This is a genomic window from Saccharospirillum sp. ABV4_185 (genome assembly GCF_056159245.1).
The window spans coordinates 2,716,337-2,733,571 of the sequence record NZ_JBSWUW010000001.1 but is presented as its reverse complement, the minus strand read 5'-3'; the positions used below and the strand labels follow the sequence as shown (position 1 = coordinate 2,733,571).

The 17,235-nt window shown below is 55.8% G+C and carries 16 protein-coding genes; 8 read left to right on the top strand and 8 right to left on the bottom strand.

Translation table 11 applies throughout. The features are described from left to right. The first annotated feature begins 180 nt into the window (after window positions 1-180). The 3 genes from ACXAE6_RS12980 (at window position 181) to ACXAE6_RS12970 (ending at window position 5,604) form a co-directional block, all read left to right on the top strand. A complete protein-coding gene (locus ACXAE6_RS12980; RefSeq protein WP_475148811.1) occupies window positions 181-669 on the top strand; it encodes a CBS domain-containing protein in 489 nt (162 codons plus the stop codon). Between the two features lie 141 nt (window positions 670-810). Continuing rightward, the gene (ydiJ, locus tag ACXAE6_RS12975; protein WP_475148804.1) at window positions 811-3,867 is read left to right on the top strand and encodes a D-2-hydroxyglutarate dehydrogenase YdiJ; all 3,057 of its coding nucleotides are present in this window, start codon (window positions 811-813) and stop codon (window positions 3,865-3,867) included. A gap of 384 nt (window positions 3,868-4,251) precedes the next feature. Next, the gene (locus ACXAE6_RS12970) at window positions 4,252-5,604 is read left to right on the top strand and encodes a class II 3-deoxy-7-phosphoheptulonate synthase (RefSeq protein ID WP_475148797.1); all 1,353 of its coding nucleotides are present in this window, start codon (window positions 4,252-4,254) and stop codon (window positions 5,602-5,604) included. An 89-nt stretch (window positions 5,605-5,693) separates the two neighbouring features. Here the strand turns inward: ACXAE6_RS12970 and ACXAE6_RS12965 are convergent, their stop codons facing one another. Continuing rightward, window positions 5,694-7,016, bottom strand: coding sequence for a M15 family metallopeptidase (locus tag ACXAE6_RS12965; RefSeq protein ID WP_475148791.1), 1,323 nt, complete (start codon window positions 7,014-7,016; stop codon window positions 5,694-5,696). A gap of 324 nt (window positions 7,017-7,340) precedes the next feature. Continuing rightward, window positions 7,341-7,778, bottom strand: coding sequence for a tellurite resistance TerB family protein (locus ACXAE6_RS12960; protein ID WP_475148788.1), 438 nt, complete (start codon window positions 7,776-7,778; stop codon window positions 7,341-7,343). 43 nt (window positions 7,779-7,821) lie between these two features. Here ACXAE6_RS12960 and ACXAE6_RS12955 point away from each other — a divergent pair, with 43 nt between their 5' ends. Continuing rightward, window positions 7,822-8,208: a DUF2721 domain-containing protein gene (locus tag ACXAE6_RS12955; RefSeq protein WP_475148787.1), complete on the top strand. Its 387-nt coding sequence runs from the start codon at window positions 7,822-7,824 to the stop codon at window positions 8,206-8,208. A 1-nt stretch (window position 8,209) separates the two neighbouring features. Here the strand turns inward: ACXAE6_RS12955 and dapE are convergent, their stop codons facing one another. Continuing rightward, window positions 8,210-9,340, bottom strand: a complete 1,131-nt coding sequence (gene dapE / locus ACXAE6_RS12950) for a succinyl-diaminopimelate desuccinylase (protein ID WP_475148781.1) — start codon at window positions 9,338-9,340, stop codon at window positions 8,210-8,212. 68 nt (window positions 9,341-9,408) lie between these two features. Between dapE and ACXAE6_RS12945 the strand changes: the two genes are divergently transcribed. Next, window positions 9,409-9,699, top strand: a complete 291-nt coding sequence (locus ACXAE6_RS12945; RefSeq protein ID WP_392802304.1) for a hypothetical protein — start codon at window positions 9,409-9,411, stop codon at window positions 9,697-9,699. Beyond that, complete coding sequence (locus ACXAE6_RS12940; RefSeq protein ID WP_475148775.1) at window positions 9,696-10,100, top strand: hypothetical protein; 405 nt, start codon at window positions 9,696-9,698, stop codon at window positions 10,098-10,100. Before ACXAE6_RS12945 ends, ACXAE6_RS12940 begins: the two co-directional genes overlap by 4 nt. A gap of 65 nt (window positions 10,101-10,165) precedes the next feature. Here the strand turns inward: ACXAE6_RS12940 and ACXAE6_RS12935 are convergent, their stop codons facing one another. Continuing rightward, window positions 10,166-10,627, bottom strand: coding sequence for a cold-shock protein (locus ACXAE6_RS12935; protein WP_392802308.1), 462 nt, complete (start codon window positions 10,625-10,627; stop codon window positions 10,166-10,168). Between the two features lie 205 nt (window positions 10,628-10,832). On the opposite strand from ACXAE6_RS12935, the gene ACXAE6_RS12930 reads away from it, so the two are divergent. Continuing rightward, window positions 10,833-11,039, top strand: coding sequence for a SlyX family protein (locus ACXAE6_RS12930; protein ID WP_392802310.1), 207 nt, complete (start codon window positions 10,833-10,835; stop codon window positions 11,037-11,039). Between the two features lie 131 nt (window positions 11,040-11,170). Beyond that, the gene (gene plsB, locus ACXAE6_RS12925; RefSeq protein ID WP_475148767.1) at window positions 11,171-13,657 is read left to right on the top strand and encodes a glycerol-3-phosphate 1-O-acyltransferase PlsB; all 2,487 of its coding nucleotides are present in this window, start codon (window positions 11,171-11,173) and stop codon (window positions 13,655-13,657) included. Here the strand turns inward: plsB and ACXAE6_RS12920 are convergent. From ACXAE6_RS12920 to ACXAE6_RS12905, 4 genes are all read right to left on the bottom strand, one after another. Beyond that, a complete protein-coding gene (locus ACXAE6_RS12920) occupies window positions 13,627-14,388 on the bottom strand; it encodes a class I SAM-dependent methyltransferase (RefSeq protein ID WP_475148763.1) in 762 nt (253 codons plus the stop codon). The genes plsB and ACXAE6_RS12920 overlap by 31 nt on opposite strands. Before the next feature lie 2 nt (window positions 14,389-14,390). Next, window positions 14,391-15,200, bottom strand: a complete 810-nt coding sequence (locus ACXAE6_RS12915; RefSeq protein ID WP_475148759.1) for an undecaprenyl-diphosphate phosphatase — start codon at window positions 15,198-15,200, stop codon at window positions 14,391-14,393. 22 nt (window positions 15,201-15,222) lie between these two features. Beyond that, window positions 15,223-15,918, bottom strand: coding sequence for a tRNA (adenosine(37)-N6)-threonylcarbamoyltransferase complex dimerization subunit type 1 TsaB (gene tsaB / locus ACXAE6_RS12910; protein WP_475148755.1), 696 nt, complete (start codon window positions 15,916-15,918; stop codon window positions 15,223-15,225). 138 nt (window positions 15,919-16,056) lie between these two features. After that, window positions 16,057-16,776, bottom strand: coding sequence for a hypothetical protein (locus tag ACXAE6_RS12905; protein ID WP_475148751.1), 720 nt, complete (start codon window positions 16,774-16,776; stop codon window positions 16,057-16,059). Window positions 16,777-17,235: the final 459 nt, after the last annotated feature.

Genomic DNA, 17,235 nt, shown 5'->3' with positions numbered 1-17,235 from the left:
GACGTTTGTTTTTGCCTGACAATTTTTGTCAAAGCGCCGAATGCTGGCATTCACGTTTTGTAGCTGGTTTCACGGGTTAGCACTCCCGGCGTTTGCCAGCTATTACCCCCTTGACTATTCTGCTTTTGGTCCCCAACGCTGCACCTGAAAGCCTTTTGCACACCAGGGAGGAGAACGCGAATGAAGCACGACCCACTCACCGTCGCCGATTGCATGACGCCAACCCGTGTCACTATTCAAGACACCGCTACCGTTACCGAAGCCGTTCAAATACTGCTGAAGCACCACATTCTGGGCAGTGCTGTGGTTGATCAGGAAGGGCATCTGGTTGGCTACATTTCGGAGCAGGATTGCCTTAAACAACTACTGACCGACAGCTACCACAGTGAAGATGCCGCTCAGGTTGCCGATGTGATGCGTCGCGATGTGCTGACGGTGAACAGCGATATGAGCATTGTCGACCTGGCCCAGACCATGACCGGCGACAAGCCGAAAAAGTATCCGGTCGTTGAACAACGTCGCTTGATTGGTGAAATCACCCGGACTCAGGTAGTGCAGGCATTACTCAAGCTGCGCGCCTGGCGCCAGGCTTCCGAAACCGGACGCAAGCGGCCCGTGGTGAGCATGGCCAAGCCGCTGGCTGCCCGGGCACCCTCTCCCCGCAACTGAATACGAACTGGCCGGTGCGTTCCAGCGTGCCGGTCAACTCGTAATCAGGGCACATTCCGTTAGAATACCGGCCTTACCTGCAACATTGCCGAATACACCGTGCAGAACGAACCAGCGCCAAACGAAACAGTGCCAACCCTGATGATCCCCCGAATAGCTGAAGTCACCCCGGTTCAGAGCCACTACCTGGCCTACATCGATGCGCTCAAGGCCACTGGCTTTGAAGGCGAGCTCGCGCCGGATTACGCCAACCGCACCGTGCTGGCAACCGACAACTCCATCTATCAGGTATTACCGCAGGCGGTCATCTTCCCGAAACACGCTGCCGACCTGCAGCGCGCCACCCGCCTGGCCAGCCAGGAAGAGTGGCAGGACATCGTACTGAGTCCACGCGGCGGCGGCACCGGTACCAACGGCCAGTCGCTGACCGATGGCATTGTGGTTGACCTGTCGCGGCATATGAACCGCATTTTGGAAATCAACGCCGAAGAAGGCTGGGCGCGGGTCGAAGCCGGGGTAGTGAAAGATCAGCTCAATGCCGCCTTGAAAAAACACGGCTACTTTTTCGCGCCGGAACTCTCGACCAGCAACCGCGCCACCATCGGCGGCATGATCAATACCGATGCCTCTGGCCAGGGCTCGGTGATGTACGGTAAAACACGCGATCATGTGCTGGCATTAAGCACCGTGCTGCTCGATGGCGAACGCCTCGACAGCGGCCCGCTGTCCGACACTGAGTTGGATGAATTAAAGCAGGCACCGGGCCTCACCGGCGCCATCCACCGCACCGTCGATGACGTGCAGCAACGCCGCAGCAACGATATCGACGCCTGCTTTCCCAAACTGAACCGCTGCCTCACCGGTTACGACCTGGCGCATATCCGCAACGACGCTGGCCAGTTCGACCTGAACAACATTCTGTGCGGCAGCGAAGGCACGCTTGGCTTTATTGTCGAAGCAAAGCTGAACGTGCTGCGCATTCCGAAATACTCGGCGCTGGTGAACGTACGTTACGATTCGTTCGAAACCTCGCTGCGCGACGCCCAGACGTTGATGCAGGCGCAGCCGACCTCGATTGAAACCGTCGACTCCAAGGTGCTGGGGCTCGCCAAAAACGACATCAGTTGGAACGGCGTGGCAGAGTTTTTCCCGGCCGCCGACGGCGAAGTGGTTGAAGGCATCAACCTGGTGGAATACACCGCCGACGACGAAGCCGAACTGGAAACGGGCATTAAGCGCCTGACTGACCGGTTGGATGGATTGGCCGGGCAGCCGGGCCAGTGCAATGGCTATACAGTGGCACGCGGCGCGGCGGCGGTTGGTCGCATCTGGGGTATGCGCAAACGCGCCGTCGGTTTGCTGGGCAACGCTCAGGGTGAGGCGCGCCCGGTGCCCTTTGTTGAAGACACCGCCGTGCCGCCGGAAAACCTGGCCGACTTTATTATGGATTTTCGCGCCGTGCTCGACCGCGAAGGTCTCACCTACGGCATGTTCGGCCACGTCGATGCCGGTGTGCTGCACGTGCGCCCGGCGCTGGATATGAAAGACGAAGCCTCGCTGGCGCGGGTACGGCAAATCACCGACGAGGTGGTTAAGCTGGTGCAAAAATACGGCGGCCTGCTCTGGGGCGAACACGGCAAGGGCGTACGTTCGGAATTCGCACCGAGTTTCTTTGGCGACCTGTACCCGGAATTGCAGGCGATCAAACGCGCCTTCGATCCGCACAACCAATTAAACCCGGGCAAAATTGCCACCGCCGAAGCCGACCAGAAACTGACCCTTATTGATGCCGTCACTACGCGCGGCGAACTCGACCGCACTATTCCGCTGAAAAGCTGGCAGCACCAGAAAGAAGCGGTGTACTGCAACGGCAACGGCGCCTGCTACAACTACGACCCCAACGACGCCATGTGTCCGTCGTGGAAAGGCACCCGCGACCGGCGCCAGTCGCCGAAAGGCCGTGCCTCGCTGATTCGCGAATGGTTGCGTGCGCTGGGTGAGCAAGGCGTCAATACTCAAGACCTAGCCAATGCCCAGCTTAAAAGTTCGGGCTGGAAACAGTGGCCGGCACGCATTAAAAACAGCCTGTCGCTGAAACGCGGCGATTACGATTTCAGCCAGGAAGTCTACGATTCGATGGCCGGCTGTCTGGCGTGCAAATCATGCAGCGGCCAGTGCCCGATCAAGGTCGATGTACCAGAATTCCGCGCCAAGTTTCTGCACCTGTATCACGGCCGTTATCTGCGCCCGCTGAAGGATTACTTTATCGGCACACTGGAGTTTGTGATTCCCTTGCTGGCGCGCGCGCCTTTCAAATGGATCTACAACGGACTGATGCGCGCCAAGCCGGTCGCCTGGTTGCTCGATCGCGGCGCCGGCATGGTCGATAGCCCTTTGATTCACCGCCACCACCTGGCCAGCTTGATGCGCCGCGACAACATCGACTGGGCCAATCCCAAACGCCTGGCTGCACTGAGTGACGAAGAACGCCAGCGTTCGGTGGTGATCGTTCAGGATGCGTTTACCTCCTTCTTCGATACCGACACCGTCGGCGATATCCTCAAACTGTTGCAGCAACTCGGCTTCCGCGTCTGGGTGATGCCCTACCGCGCCAACGGCAAGCCGCTGCATGTGCATGGGTTCTTAAGCGCCTTCACCAAGGTCGCGAAGCGTCGGCAGACAGAATTCAATGCCCTGGCGGCGGCCGGCATTCCACTGGTCGGCATCGATCCGTCAATGACGCTCGCCTACCGCAGCGAATACCGCAAATATCTGGATGGTGATTTGCCTGAGGTATTGTTGCTGCAAGAATTCCTCGGCCAGCGGCTTGATCAACTGGCAAGCGTGCGCGGTCAGTTCCGCCCAGGCCGGGTGCAGTTGCTCGGCCACTGCACCGAGACAACCAACGCCGCTGCCAGCATGGCCGAATGGAGCAAAATTTTCGCAGCTCTCGGCCAGGAACTGACGCTGAAAAACGTCGGCTGCTGCGGTATGGCGGGCACCTACGGCCACGAAAGCCGTAACCGCCAAACCTCGGAGCGCATTTACGATTTGTCCTGGCGCGAGGTGATCGACAGCGAGCCGAGCGAAGGTCTGGTTGCCACCGGTTATTCCTGCCGCTCTCAGGTCAACCGGCTGCAAGGCGTTGAACTGCGTCACCCGCTACAGTTTCTGGCCGGTCAGTTTCAGTCCCATTAATGAAACGAAAACCTGCATTGCCTAATCTGCAATAGATTGCTGGAGCCTCTGAACAACTCACACATGGCTCTGGCTTACAGAGGGATTCGGGGGCAAGGCGCACGACTGCAGGAAGGTCGGGACCTTTCAAAGGTGTGCAACTCAGCGTCCGGATTCCTCTGTAAGCCCCGAAGGGCGCGGGCTAAATGAACCTGCCACCGCGTTGCGACTCTTGGCAAGGACGACGGCCATTACCGGCGAGTCGCGCCTTGCGGCAAGTCCATTTAGCCTCGCGCAGAGCCTTGTGTGAGTTGCTAAGAGGCTCCAAAATGCAGTGCATAAAATGCACCCCTCGCCTGTTTAAGGCAAAATACGCATTCTGTTCACTCCAATTTAGGAAGTCCCATGACCAGCTGGACGCCCGATTCCTGGCGCACCAAAACCATTCGCCAGATGCCCACCTACCCGGACCAAACCGCGCTCGAAGCCGTCGAACGCGAACTCGCCGGTCAGCCGCCGCTGGTATTTGCCGGCGAAGCGCGCGAACTGAAAGCGCAACTGGCCAAGGTGGCCCGAGGCGAGGCGTTCTTGCTGCAAGGCGGCGACTGCGCCGAGAGTTTTAAAGAGTTCAACACCAACCACATCCGCGACACCTTTATGGTGCTGCTGCAAATGGCCGTGGTGCTGACCTTCGGTGGCCAGAGCCCGGTAGTAAAAATCGGTCGCATGGCCGGCCAGTTCGCCAAGCCACGCTCGTCCGACAGCGAAACCCAGGGCGATATCACCCTGCCCGCTTACCGTGGCGACATCATCAACGGTATCGATTTCGACGAAGCCTCGCGTACGCCAGACCCGCAGCGCATGCTCAAGGCCTATCATCAGTCCTCTTCGACGCTGAACCTGCTGCGTGCTTTCGCTCAGGGCGGCCTGGCCGACTTGCACAAGGTGCATCAGTGGAATCTGGGCTTTGTTGAAAAAAGCCCGCAGGGCGAACGCTACCAGCACTTCGCCGATATGATCGACGATACGCTGGCCTTTATGAGCGCCTGCGGTATTTCGCCGGACAACACACCGCAAATTCGCGAGACGTCTTTCTATACCTCACACGAAGCGCTGCTGCTGCCTTATGAGCAGGCATTGACGCGCCAGGACAGCCTGACCGGCGACTGGTACGACTGCGCTGCGCATATGGTGTGGATCGGCGATCGCACCCGTCAGCTCGACAGCGCCCATATCGAATTCTGCCGCGGGATTAACAACCCGCTGGGCCTGAAAACCGGTCCGAGCACCGATCCGGATGAGCTGATCAAACTGATCGATATTCTCAATCCAGAAAACGAACCGGGCCGGCTGAACCTGATTGTGCGCATGGGCGCCGACAAGATCGCCGATTACTTCCCGGCGTTGCTGCAGCGAGTCAAAGCAGAAGGCAAAGAGGTGGTGTGGAGCTCGGACCCGATGCACGGCAACACCATTAAAACCGACAATGGCTACAAGACCCGCGCCGTCGATTCGATTCTTTCCGAGGTGAAGGATTTCTTCCAGATTCACCGCGCCGAAGGCACTCACGCTGGCGGTGTGCATTTCGAAATGACCGGCCGCAACGTCACCGAGTGTATCGGCGGTGCTTTCCAGATCACCGAACACGATCTGGCCGAGCGCTATCACAGCCACTGTGACCCACGATTGAATGCCGATCAGGCGTTGGAATTGGCGTTTCTGATTGCGGATGCAGTAAAAACCGCTCGGGGTCGCTGACGCGACCTGCTGGACGGGAGACGGTAGACGCTGATTAGCGGAAACCTAACAAGCGTTTAGCGTCTTCCGTTAAGCGTCTCCCATCAAAGTCAGACGACTCTGATATGCCATGGCTCAAAGCGCACGCCGAATTCGTTGTCCTGGGTGTAGCGAATGTGCACAAAACCCAGGTCACGCAGACGCTTGTATTCGTCGGTCTCGGCGAAGTCGGACGTGAAGTTACTGAGCCCGCCGCCAACACGGCCGACGTCGAAATCGCCGATGGCATGATAGGAATGCCCCGGCGGTGCCAGTGAACGTGAGGCGCGCGAGATGTTGCCTTCGGCCTGCACCACCTTGGCCATAAACAGATGGTATTGCTTGACCACGCCGCGCACACCGCTGGTCAGAATCAACGAATCCCCGACCTGAGCACGCAACTGGTTATAGAAGGTTTCGGACTGGCCGCGCAGCAGGAAATGGCCGGTGCCTTGAATTTTCTGAATGTCGTTGGCGTTTAAACGGTGATCGAGACGACTGATGACCCGCTCACCGAAAAAGCCCAAATTCCGAACATCGTCATAAAACAATTGTTCCAGATAATTCAGTTCTGCCGGAGTGAATTCTCCGATGCGCGGCTGGTAACGCGCATAACGCAGCATGTCGTCGAAAGCGATGATATTGAAGTTGCCGTGGCCGACATAAGCCTGCACCCGGTTCATGCGCTCCAGTGCCGAAACCAGGGTTTCGAAATCGGCGGTGGTCACGAACACATCGTCGGAAAAATCGTATTCGAAGTGCTCAACTTTCTGACGAACTTTCTCGGCCTGGTCCTGCGACTCTTCAACGTAAACCGGCGCATCACTGGTTACCTGGCTTTCATCGAGCGGCGTTTCAGATTGCGCCAGCGTGTTCGATTCAGCAGTTGGTTCGGCCGTCGCCTCAGCAGCAGCCTGCTCAACTTGCGATGGCGTTGAGGTCAATGATTGCTGAGCCGCTTCTTGACGCGCCAAACGATTCAGGCGCTGTTCACGACTCGGCGCAGGCGCAGGCGTTACTTCAGGCGGAGCTTCGCTTTGGGCGCTAACACTGGGTTGCTGAACCGGCGCATCGGTCAGCGCGTCCTGCTGGGCTTGCTGTCGCGCCAGGGTACGCCGCCAGGCATCACTGCCCGGCTCAACCGGAGTTGGCTGTTGGCTGGCAATATCGCTGGCCGGCGTCGCCGGTGTCGGTTCAGCAACAGGGGAATTCGTTTGGCTTGGATTGGCTGCAGGCTGGGCTGGCGCACTGGCCAGAGTACCTTCATCGGAAACCGGACCGGATTTCAATGCGTCTTCTGCTGCCTTGCGGGCTTTCTCAGCCTGGCTGATTGCCCATTCCGGTGAAGATCTACGAATCATATCCAAGGTCGCATAACCGGTTCCTGCGGCCATGGCAGAGACCGAAAGCGCCTGAAATAGGAACTGTCTACGATTCACTTCTTTATAACTCCAACCAGAATATATCCTTGCGCCCAGATTGGGGAAAACGGTCAGACAGCCGCTTTCCAATCCGACTGCGGTTGCAGGCAACTGTTCTCGCAACCCGAATTATCACTAGTATTGACCGAGTTCACAAAGGTTGCAATGCGATGACTATCTTTGTGAACTTCGAACAACCATTTAGGACGAAATTGGAGTATTGGGCGTCAAGTTTTCGACGTAAAACGAGCACGAAAAAGACAATAAACCAACAACCGTCAGAAATTTATCGGCCGATTAGTTTGATTGTTGAGCTTCGAGCTTGGCCTGGATGAAGTGACTGTGGTGCAGGTAGAGCATATCGGCGATGCGCCGGATCATATGCTCTTCGAGTTTATCGATATTGTTATCAGCCAGAGCGGTGCGCCACAGGTCGACAATCAGATCGTATTTTTGATCTTCGTTGAAGCGATCGTTAATCGCTCGGGTGAAAGGATATAGATCGGGGCTTTCGCTATGACGCTGTTGTGCTTTTTGTACCAGTTTGGACGCCGTTGCTTTATCGTCCCCGGTCCGAATGGCCAGACGTTCGGCAATCAGATCGGCTTCGCGCTCGTCCAGATCCTGATCGGCCAGCATGATCTCAACCATCAAAACGGTCGCCGCTTCTTCGGCGTTTAATTCATCTGGTGCTTGCTGTGGTGCTTCAAACCAACCCAGCAATTTGGCTAACATACGACTCTCCTCCCCTTGCTGAACGCCGGAGTGTAGCAAGCTGATGAATTTGACCACACCCGCTTTACTCTTTCCCGCCATTTCGCTGTTATTGCTGGCGTATACCAACCGTTTTCTGGTGGTCGCGCAATTAATTCGTACTTTAATCCGGCAAAACCAGGATGATCCGAACAGCGATCTGACCGACCAGATTCTTAATCTGAAAATTCGCATTGAAGCCATTCGCCGCATGCAGGTACTCGGCGTCTTGGCCTTTATTGGTTGCGTGCTGGCGATGTTCTTTCTGTTTCTTGATCAGTCAATGCTGGGCACCGGCTGTTTTGCGCTGTCGCTGATCTTGTTAGTGGCATCGCTGTGCTTCAGTCTTTATGAAGTGCAAATTAGCGGTCGCGCGCTGAATCTGCAGCTGAAAGCGCTGGGCAAACTCTGATTCAGTTGAGCAGGTTTTCCATAACCGCCAAGTAGAGCTCGGTCAGTTGATCCAGGTCGGCAATGGCGACGCATTCATCGATTTTATGAATGGTGGCGTTGACCGGCCCCAGTTCAACCACCTGAGCGCCGGTCGGTGCGATAAAGCGACCATCGGAAGTGCCACCGGCAGTCGATAGCTGGGTTTCAAATCCCATGACATCCTGCACTGCCTGAGTGGCGGCCTGCACCAGCGCGCCGCGTTCGGTCAAAAACGGCTGACCTTTCACTTCAAAACGCAGCTCGTATTCGAGTTCGTGTTTATCGAGCAGTGCCCGCACTCGTTGCTGCAATTGCTCGGCGGTCACTTCGGTGCTGAAGCGGAAACTGAACACCAGATGCGCCTCGCCGGGAATGACATTGGTGGCGCCGGTACCGGACTGGAAATTGGCAATCTGAAAACTGGTCGGCGGGAAGAAATCGTTGCCTTCATCCCAGACTTCGGTACTCAGATCGGCAATGGCCGGAGCAACCCGGTGCACAGGATTACTGGCCAGATGCGGATACGCCACATGGCCCTGAATGCCTTTAACCGTTAAATAACCCAGCATGGAACCGCGCCGGCCGTTTTTGATCACATCGCCGACTTTATCGGTGCTGGAGGGTTCGCCGACCACTGCCCAGTCGATGCGTTCACCGCGCTCAACCAGCGTATCGACCACCCGAGTGGTGCCGTTGTAGGCGTCGCCTTCTTCGTCAGACGTAATCAAAAACGCCAGTCGACCCGGATGATTCGGGTGCTTCTGGGCAAAGCGTTCGGCCGCGACAGTCATCGCCGCCAGACTGCCTTTCATATCAGCCGCACCGCGTCCGTACAGATAGCCGTCAGACTCGGTCGGCTCGAACGGCGGAAAGCGCCATTGGCTGGCGTCGCCAGTGGGTACCACATCGGTATGGCCGGCGAACACCAATAAGGGTCCACCTTCGCCGTGAACAGACCACAGATTATCGACGTCCTCAAACCGCATCGGCTCGTTACGGAAGCCCACAGCGGCCAAGCGTTCGGCAAGCAGTGCCTGGCAACCGGCGTCTTCGGGTGTGACAGAGGAACGAGCGATAAGATCTTTGGCCAAAGCCAGAGTGGCGGACGACATGGACAACCTTTGTGCAGCGGGTTTGGAGCGCGCTATCATACGGTTAAATACCTTCAGCGTCATCGCCCATGCTGTCCCGATTATCTGCCGTGCGCTCTGTTTTGGTCGATTGGCTGCGCCGCCAAACCGAGTCGCCCAGACGAGCGTTAAAACAATTCACCACCGGCGGTTTTATCTTCTGCGCCGGCATGATGGTGGTGGTTTTTACCGACCAGTTGCTTGATCCGAGCATCACTCAGGAAGCCGTTTCACTCTTTGGTTTGCTGTTAATTCTGGCGGGTGGACTTTATGCTCTGGGTGGTTATCTGGCGCTCAGCGTTTTTCGAGTTTTATTGTTTATATTGGAACCTCGCCCGTGACCCATCACCGCGCTCCCGACATCGAAATTTATCTCAAGGGGATTGGTGTTGCCGATCTCGAACCCTGGCTCACCGACCAACTGGATGACCTGACCGCGACCAAGCGCGTCGCCGGCATGCCCAAAAATGCACGGTCCTTTCAAGGTATCTGGGAAGGCGAACGCTTCACCATCGTGGTGCTGGAAAAAGAGATCGAGGGTTTTACCAGCCTATGGCTAAACAACCCTGACCTGCCCTGGCGTGACGACTTGGAATGCGCGCTCACTGCAGCGGCGCATTTTCAGAGCGAAGTCCGCATTGCCGCGGATAGTTGGCAGGAAGGCGCCGAACCCGATGCCTGGATCAGCGTGCAACCCGATGGCAGCCAGACACAGATTACCTGGCACACCGCAGGCGCTTAAGCCTGATTCGACTGACATAAAAAAAGCGAGCCAGGCTCGCTTTTTTTAGTGTTGCCGCTCAGCCATCAACGCTGGCGGACCACAGTTACGTCTTCAGCCTGCAGGCCTTTGGTGCTTTCAACCACACCAAACTTGACGCGCTGACCTTCCTGCAACGAACGATGACCGCGCCCGCGGATGGAACGGAAATGCACGAACACGTCTTCGCCACTATCGCGGGTGATAAAACCGAAACCCTTGCTGACGTTGAACCATTTGACAATGCCTTCTTCGCGGGTATCGACGTCGATTTCAGACAAAATAGGCTGGGCAATATACTGTGCCAGCGTTGTCAGAATGAGCATAACCAGCGCGGCTATGGCATAGGCACTCCACTCAACCGGATGAACCCGTGCATCGGTCAGTTCGTCCAGAGTCCAGGTTTCAGGTACGGATGACAGCGATAAGGACGCCGCCATGATAACGGGGCCAGGAACAGCCACCAGCAGGGAAACCCCTGTTCGAATAAAAAACGCTTTCAACTTCATAGTGTCCACTCAGATGTTGTTGTCTTTATGACGCTCTGTCTTTAGATACGCTATGCTGTCGCCCGCTATGGTGTTTGATTGGCAGCGCCGGCGGGCCTGACGTCCTGTCCTGAATCATGCTATGCAGTTAACGACAGAAAAAATCCCTGTAACGGCCGTCATAATGCCAAAAACCGCCGTAAAAACCAGCCCTGGAACACTGAACATGAGCGATACCGACCGCCTGATTGACCTGGAAACCCGCCTGACTCACCTAGACGACACCCTGGAAGCGCTGGATCAGGTGGTGATCGCCCAACAGGACCGCATTGAACGCCTGGAACGTGCTTTGGAGCGCGTACTGTCGGACCAGCAAAGCCTGCGCGATGCCTTGCCTGAGGACATCGACAACAAACCGCCACCGCATTATTGAATTGGCCGCTCTTCGCCGTTGCGCACGCCGACGACGAATCAGACGATTGACCGCGCTCGGGCACTGGGCTGAACCGCCCTCAATCCGTTACACTCGCGCCTTTCATCGGCCAATTCATAGGACACCTCATCATGCGGTCCCTGTTCGACCTGATCGGTCGCTTTGCTCAAACCATCCTGTTCTGGTGGGTCCGACTCGATAACCAACCCGCCAAGATCGATCTGGAACCCTTAAAGCAGGCACGCACCGTTGTTTATGTTCTCGAACAACAGTCCACGGCCGATGCCATGGTTCTGGACCGCCAATGCCGCAAAATGGGTCTGCCCGACCTTAGCCGCCGCCTGCAACTGGAAGGTCTGGAAAAACGTCGCCCGGTTATTGCCCTGCACGCCCGCCCTTCGGTGTTGCGTCGCCGCCGTTCCGGCATAACGCCGGTTTTATCTCAACTGCTGGATCATCTGCGCGATCATCCGCAAGAAGACATCCTGCTGGTGCCGGTCGCGCTGTATTGGGGACGCGGACCGCGTAAGTCGAACAGCCTGGTCAAAGCGCTGCTCAGCTCTAACTGGAACCTGATCGGCCGTTTCCAAAAATTGCTCACCATTCTATTTAACGGTCGCAATACCTTCTTTGAATTAAACGAACCGATTTCCTTGCGCCGCCTGGCCGAAGACGAACCAGAACCCAAGATTGCTGCACGCAAGGTCGCACGGGTTTTACGCATTCACTTCCGCCGGGTGCGTACCGCCGTTATTGGTCCAGACCTGTCGCATCGGCGGGTGTTGATCAGCCAGTTGTTAAACACCGAAGCGGTACGCAAAGCCATTGAACAGCACGCGGCTAATAAGAAAGTTCCGCTGGAAAAAGCGCAAAAACTGGCCGCAAAACACGCTACAGATATCGCCGCTGATGTGTCTTACAACGTCATTCGGGTGCTCGATCTGATTTTGTCGTGGTTGTGGAATCGCATCTACAACGGCGTGGAAGTCAGCGGTATCGAACCGGTGCGGGAGTTGGCGCGCGATCACGCCATCGTTTATGTGCCCTGCCATCGCAGCCATATGGATTATCTGCTACTCAGCTATTCGCTCTACTACCAGGGCCTGAACGTGCCCCATATCGCCGCCGGCGAAAACCTGAATATGCCGGTAGTGGGCAGCATTCTGCGTCGCGGTGGCGCCTTCTTTATCCGCCGTCGCTTCGGTGGCGATAAACTCTATACCGCCGTTTTCAACGAATACATTCACAGCGTCTTTTCCCGCGGTTATCCGGTTGAGTATTTTATTGAAGGCGGTCGTTCGCGTACCGGCCGTATGCGCCATCCGGCCACCGGCACCCTGGCCATGACGGTGCGCAGTCATCTGCGCGATTACACCCGGCCAGTGGTCTTTATTCCGGTCTATATCGGTTACGAGAAAGTCTTGGAATCACGCTCTTATCTGGGTGAATTACGCGGCAAAGAAAAGAAAAAAGAAAACCTGTTCGATCTGGTTAAAACCGTACGCAAACTGAAAAACTACGGCCATGTTTATCTCAACTTTGGCCAGCCAATGGCGCTGAGCCAATTGCTCGATGACCACAACCCGGACTGGCGCAATCACCAATACAGCGCTGAAGACAAACCCGGCTGGCTGGTGCCTTTCGTCGATCAGTTGGCGAGCCAGGTCTGCACCCGCATCAACCAGGCGGCGGCGCTGAACCCGATCAATCTGGTGGCTCTGACGCTGTTGGCAACCTCCCACCGGGCCATCGATGGCACTCTATTGCGCAGACAACTGACGCTGCTCGGTGCCTTGCAGCAACACCATCCTTACAGTCCGTTCATCACCTTGCCGGAAGGCGACGCCGATGACTGGATCGAATACGCCCTGGCCATGGGTACCTTGCGGCATATTCCGCAAAAGCTCGGCGACCTCTACGGTTTCGACAGCCAAAACGCTGTGTTGATGGCCTACTACCGCAACAACATCCAGCATCTTTATGCGCTGCCAGCGTTGATTGCGGCGTTGCTCGGTCAAGGTCAGGGCATTGATGAAAAATCACTGAAGGATGGCGTCAAACTGATCTACCCCTATGTGCGCACCGAATTATTCCTCGATATCAGTGCTGAAGAAGCGGCCGACAGTGTGCCGATCTGGCTGGCGTGCCTGGCCAAACAGCAATTGATTTTCCAGGACCAGGAACGTTGGTACGCCGCCGATAAAGGCTCGGCCAACCGACTGCAACTGGAACTGCTGGCGGCCATCATGTTGCCGACTCTGGAGCGCTATTTGCTAACGCTGGCGGTGTTGATTCGTCTGGGTTCGGCCAAGGCTTCCACCAAGGAGCTGGAGAACCAATCGCAACAGATGGCGCAGCGTTTGTCGGTATTGAACGGTCTGGATGCGCCGGAGTTCTTCGATAAGGACTTGTTTAAATACTTTATTCAGACGCTCAAGCAACAGGGCGTGGTCAGCGTCAATGCCGATAGTTGTATTGTGTTCGATGATCGTCTGCCGCGCGTGGTACGCGCTTCCGATCAGGTGGTTCCGGCAGAGGTGTTGTACAACATCATGCAAGTGACCAGCCTGGGAGAGACCAGCAGCGATCAGTCTGATGAAATGGAACGCAAGGTATAGATATCAAAGCGATTACTTTTGCCGGTCAACGCATAGCTCGGCGCCTGTTCTGCCAAAACCGGCGCCAGGCGCGGACGTTTCACCACCACACGCAAGCGGGCAGCGGCCATAGCGGCAGGCAATAAAGTATCAGCGTCGGCATCGCCACCCACCAGTTGCTGAAACATCGCCATGGGTTTTTTCACCGCTGCTTTGCGTGGCCCCTCGGGAAACATCGGATCGAGATAAACCACGTCGGCCGCCTCAATATCGGCCAGGCTTTGCGACTGCGGCAATAAAGTCATCCGCATCGCCGCCTCTATGCCAGCCAGCTGAGCTCTGGCCAGACCATCGCTGAGCAGCATATAAACCCAGGGATGACGTTCCAGCAAACGCACCTCGGCGCCCAGTCCCGCCAACACAAAGGCGTCCTGCCCCAGCCCGGCGGTTGCATCAATCAATTCCAACTGGGCGCGCTGATGCAAACCCACCGCCTTGGCAATCGCCTGAGAGCGTCCGCCACCGTATAGCTGTCGGTGACGCGCCTTGCCGCCAACAAAATCGACCAGCACCGGTTTTTGCTGAGGCTGACTGCCATCGACCAAACCCAGGCAGCCATCCTCTACCGTTAAAAACAAAGTATCCGTTGGTTGCGCTAACCACTGCACGTCCAGCCCAGCCAAGGCTTGCTGAGTTTCAGCCAGCAGCTGTTGACGTTGGTTGTGATCCGCCAGAACCGGAATAGCGGCCATGCTCAGCTCCAGAAATAGACCGCCAGCAACAGCGCGCCCAGGGCAAAGCGATACAATACAAAGGGCAGAAAACCGACGCGCTCAATCCATTTTAGGAATACAGCAATACACAGATAAGCGCTGAGGCCCGACAACAATAAGCCAGCCAGAATTTCACCCCAATACACCGGCATTGCTGATTGCGCCAACTCCAGCCCTTTCAACAAAGCCGCCGCTGCGATCAACGGAATGGACAGCAAAAAACTGAACCGTGCCGCCTGAGTTTTTTGAAAACCCAGTGCCAGAGCAGCGGTCATGGTAATACCACTGCGTGAGGTGCCAGGTATCAAAGCCACGGCCTGCGCCGCACCGATGATCAATACCGAGCGCCAACCGAGCTGCGACAGATCATGATTGGCACCACTGCGACGATCCGACCACCACAGCAAGGCACCAAAAACAATGGTCGCCACGGCGATCACCAGCATGGAACGCAAATGCTGTTCGATAAAATCTTCCAACAATAAACCGGCCAGACCCGCCGGTATGGTGCCGAGAATAACCCACCAGGCGAGTCGGCTGTCGGCAGTTGCATGAGGTTTGCGAGCAAGACTCGCCAGCCAGGCAGTCAGCATGGCCCAGACATCGCGTCGAAAATAACCGACAACAGCCAGCAGCGAGCCAAGATGAACGGCAACATCGAACGCCAGCCCCTGATCCGGCCAACCCAACAATTGCGACGGCAAAATAAGATGAGCGGAACTCGAAATCGGCAAAAATTCGGTCAGGCCCTGAACCAGAGCCAGGATAATGACTTGCAAATCACTGAGCACAACAATGTCCTTATAACAGCGATCAGGAGCCAACCTTGGGCTTGTTATCCCAGGTGACCTTATCGCGTAAATAAATCGGTAAAGCCGACTCCGGCGGCAGTGCCAAACCAGGATCGGCCGCCAAACGTCGCTGCGCCAAACGCGCGGCAACCGCAGCCTTGGGTAAGGTCAGGGTTATTTGCCGGGTCGACAGATGCGTCTGCCATGGCTGCGAAAAGCCATAGTCGGTTAGCCAGCCATTACCCACCAACCGAACATCGGACGACGGCTCGGGCAAAGCTGCCGGGTCGATCAATTGTTCTTTATCCAGCAAAGCCGGCAGACCATCCGCATCCATTTGATAACGGGCAAAGTACAGTTCCTGCATGCGCGCATCCAACGCCACCCAGACTTGCTCACCCAACCGGCAATCCTCATACGCCAGAGTTTCCAGCGTACTGACCGGCAAGATGGGACAGCCTGCGCCCAGGGCGATGCCTTGGGCCACTCCGGCAGCAATGCGAATGCCGGTAAAGGAACCCGGGCCACGGCCATAAACAACGGCGTCCAGACTGCGCTTGGCCCAGCCGGCTTCGGTAAAAAGCGCATCCAGTCGGGGCAGCAGTTGACGAGCATGTTGACGGGGTAATTCTTCATGAATGCTGAGCTCGGTATCAGGCCCGAGCAATGCCAGCGAACAGACGTCAGCGGTGGTATCGATGGCCAATAATCGAAGCATGAGATCTCTTCCAGCCTGGCGGCACTATCGCCGTTATGAAAAACCGGCAGTTTATCACAGCCAGGCGGCCGGCCAGCTATCGCACCCATAAAAAAAGCCACCCGAAGGTGGCTTTCCTGTTGTCGACTATCCCGAAAATCAGGCTTTCTTCTTGGGAGGACGACCCGGTCCGCGTTTTTTCTTGGGACCCGGTTTTTGCTTAGTCGCTTCTTTCTTTTCCAAAGCTTTGACCTTGGCCTTGATCTTGCGAGCGTTGGCTTTGATCTTCGCTTCTTCTTTGGTGCGGAAAGTTTTCAGCTTTCTAACATCTTTCTTCTTACGAGCGGCACGCCATTGAGATTCGAACTTGGCCAATGCACCGGCCAGATCTTCTTCCAGCTTGGCGGTCAGGTTCAGTTCCTGCTCGGCAACCCGCAAATCGACCTTGGCTTTATACTCTTCAGCCTGGGCTTCGATTTCTGCAACTTTCAAATCGAACTTAGCAGCTTTAACAGCCTGCTTGGCGGCGGTTACTGCATCACGAGCTGTCTTTTCCTGACTCACAGCCGTATCCAGTTGACGCTTGGCCGCCGGTGTTTTAACGGTTGAGGCCTTGGTACGAGCCGTCATTTTCTTCGCTGCAGCGGCACCCAGTTTCGCTTCTGCTTTCACAACGTCAGCTTCGGCTTTATCCAATTTACGGGTGGCGGATACAACACCAGCCGTCATAACTGGTTCAGCGGCTGTTGCTTTCGCTTTGGCTTTACGTGCAGTGGATTTACGTGCGGTGGATTTCTTTGCCGCAGTTTTTTTCGGCGTACGCTTAGAACCCGGTTTGGGTCCGCGCTTGGCCGCAGTTTTTTTCTTGGCAGCTGCCATCCTTTTCTCCTTATGTTGGAATCATCGAATTTATTCGATTAAACCCGTGAACAATTTAGTCAGTTGAAACCTAAGATGCAAATTACTGCAATAAAAAAGTAAGTAAAACTCTACTCAAACAGGAATAATTAAAATGTGAAGTGATTCCAATATCAATTGCTGAACTAAAATCCTAATTGTGACTTAACCGATCACGCATTAATTTTTGATCAAATCCGGGAAAAAGCAATAACAGAAAAGCAGCAGACGATATATTGAAATTGAGCCGGAAAATGAATTCTTTGATCGTTTGATGACCACGCATAACGCCTTGGCAACAGCTTTCAATTACAAAGAACTACAAAGTAAAAACCTTTATTTTTCAAAGCACTAAAAGTAAGTACGCGCTAACATCGGGTTACCGACATCTTATCCACAAACACTCCCCAGACTTATCCGTTGCCAGCCAATCCATCCCGG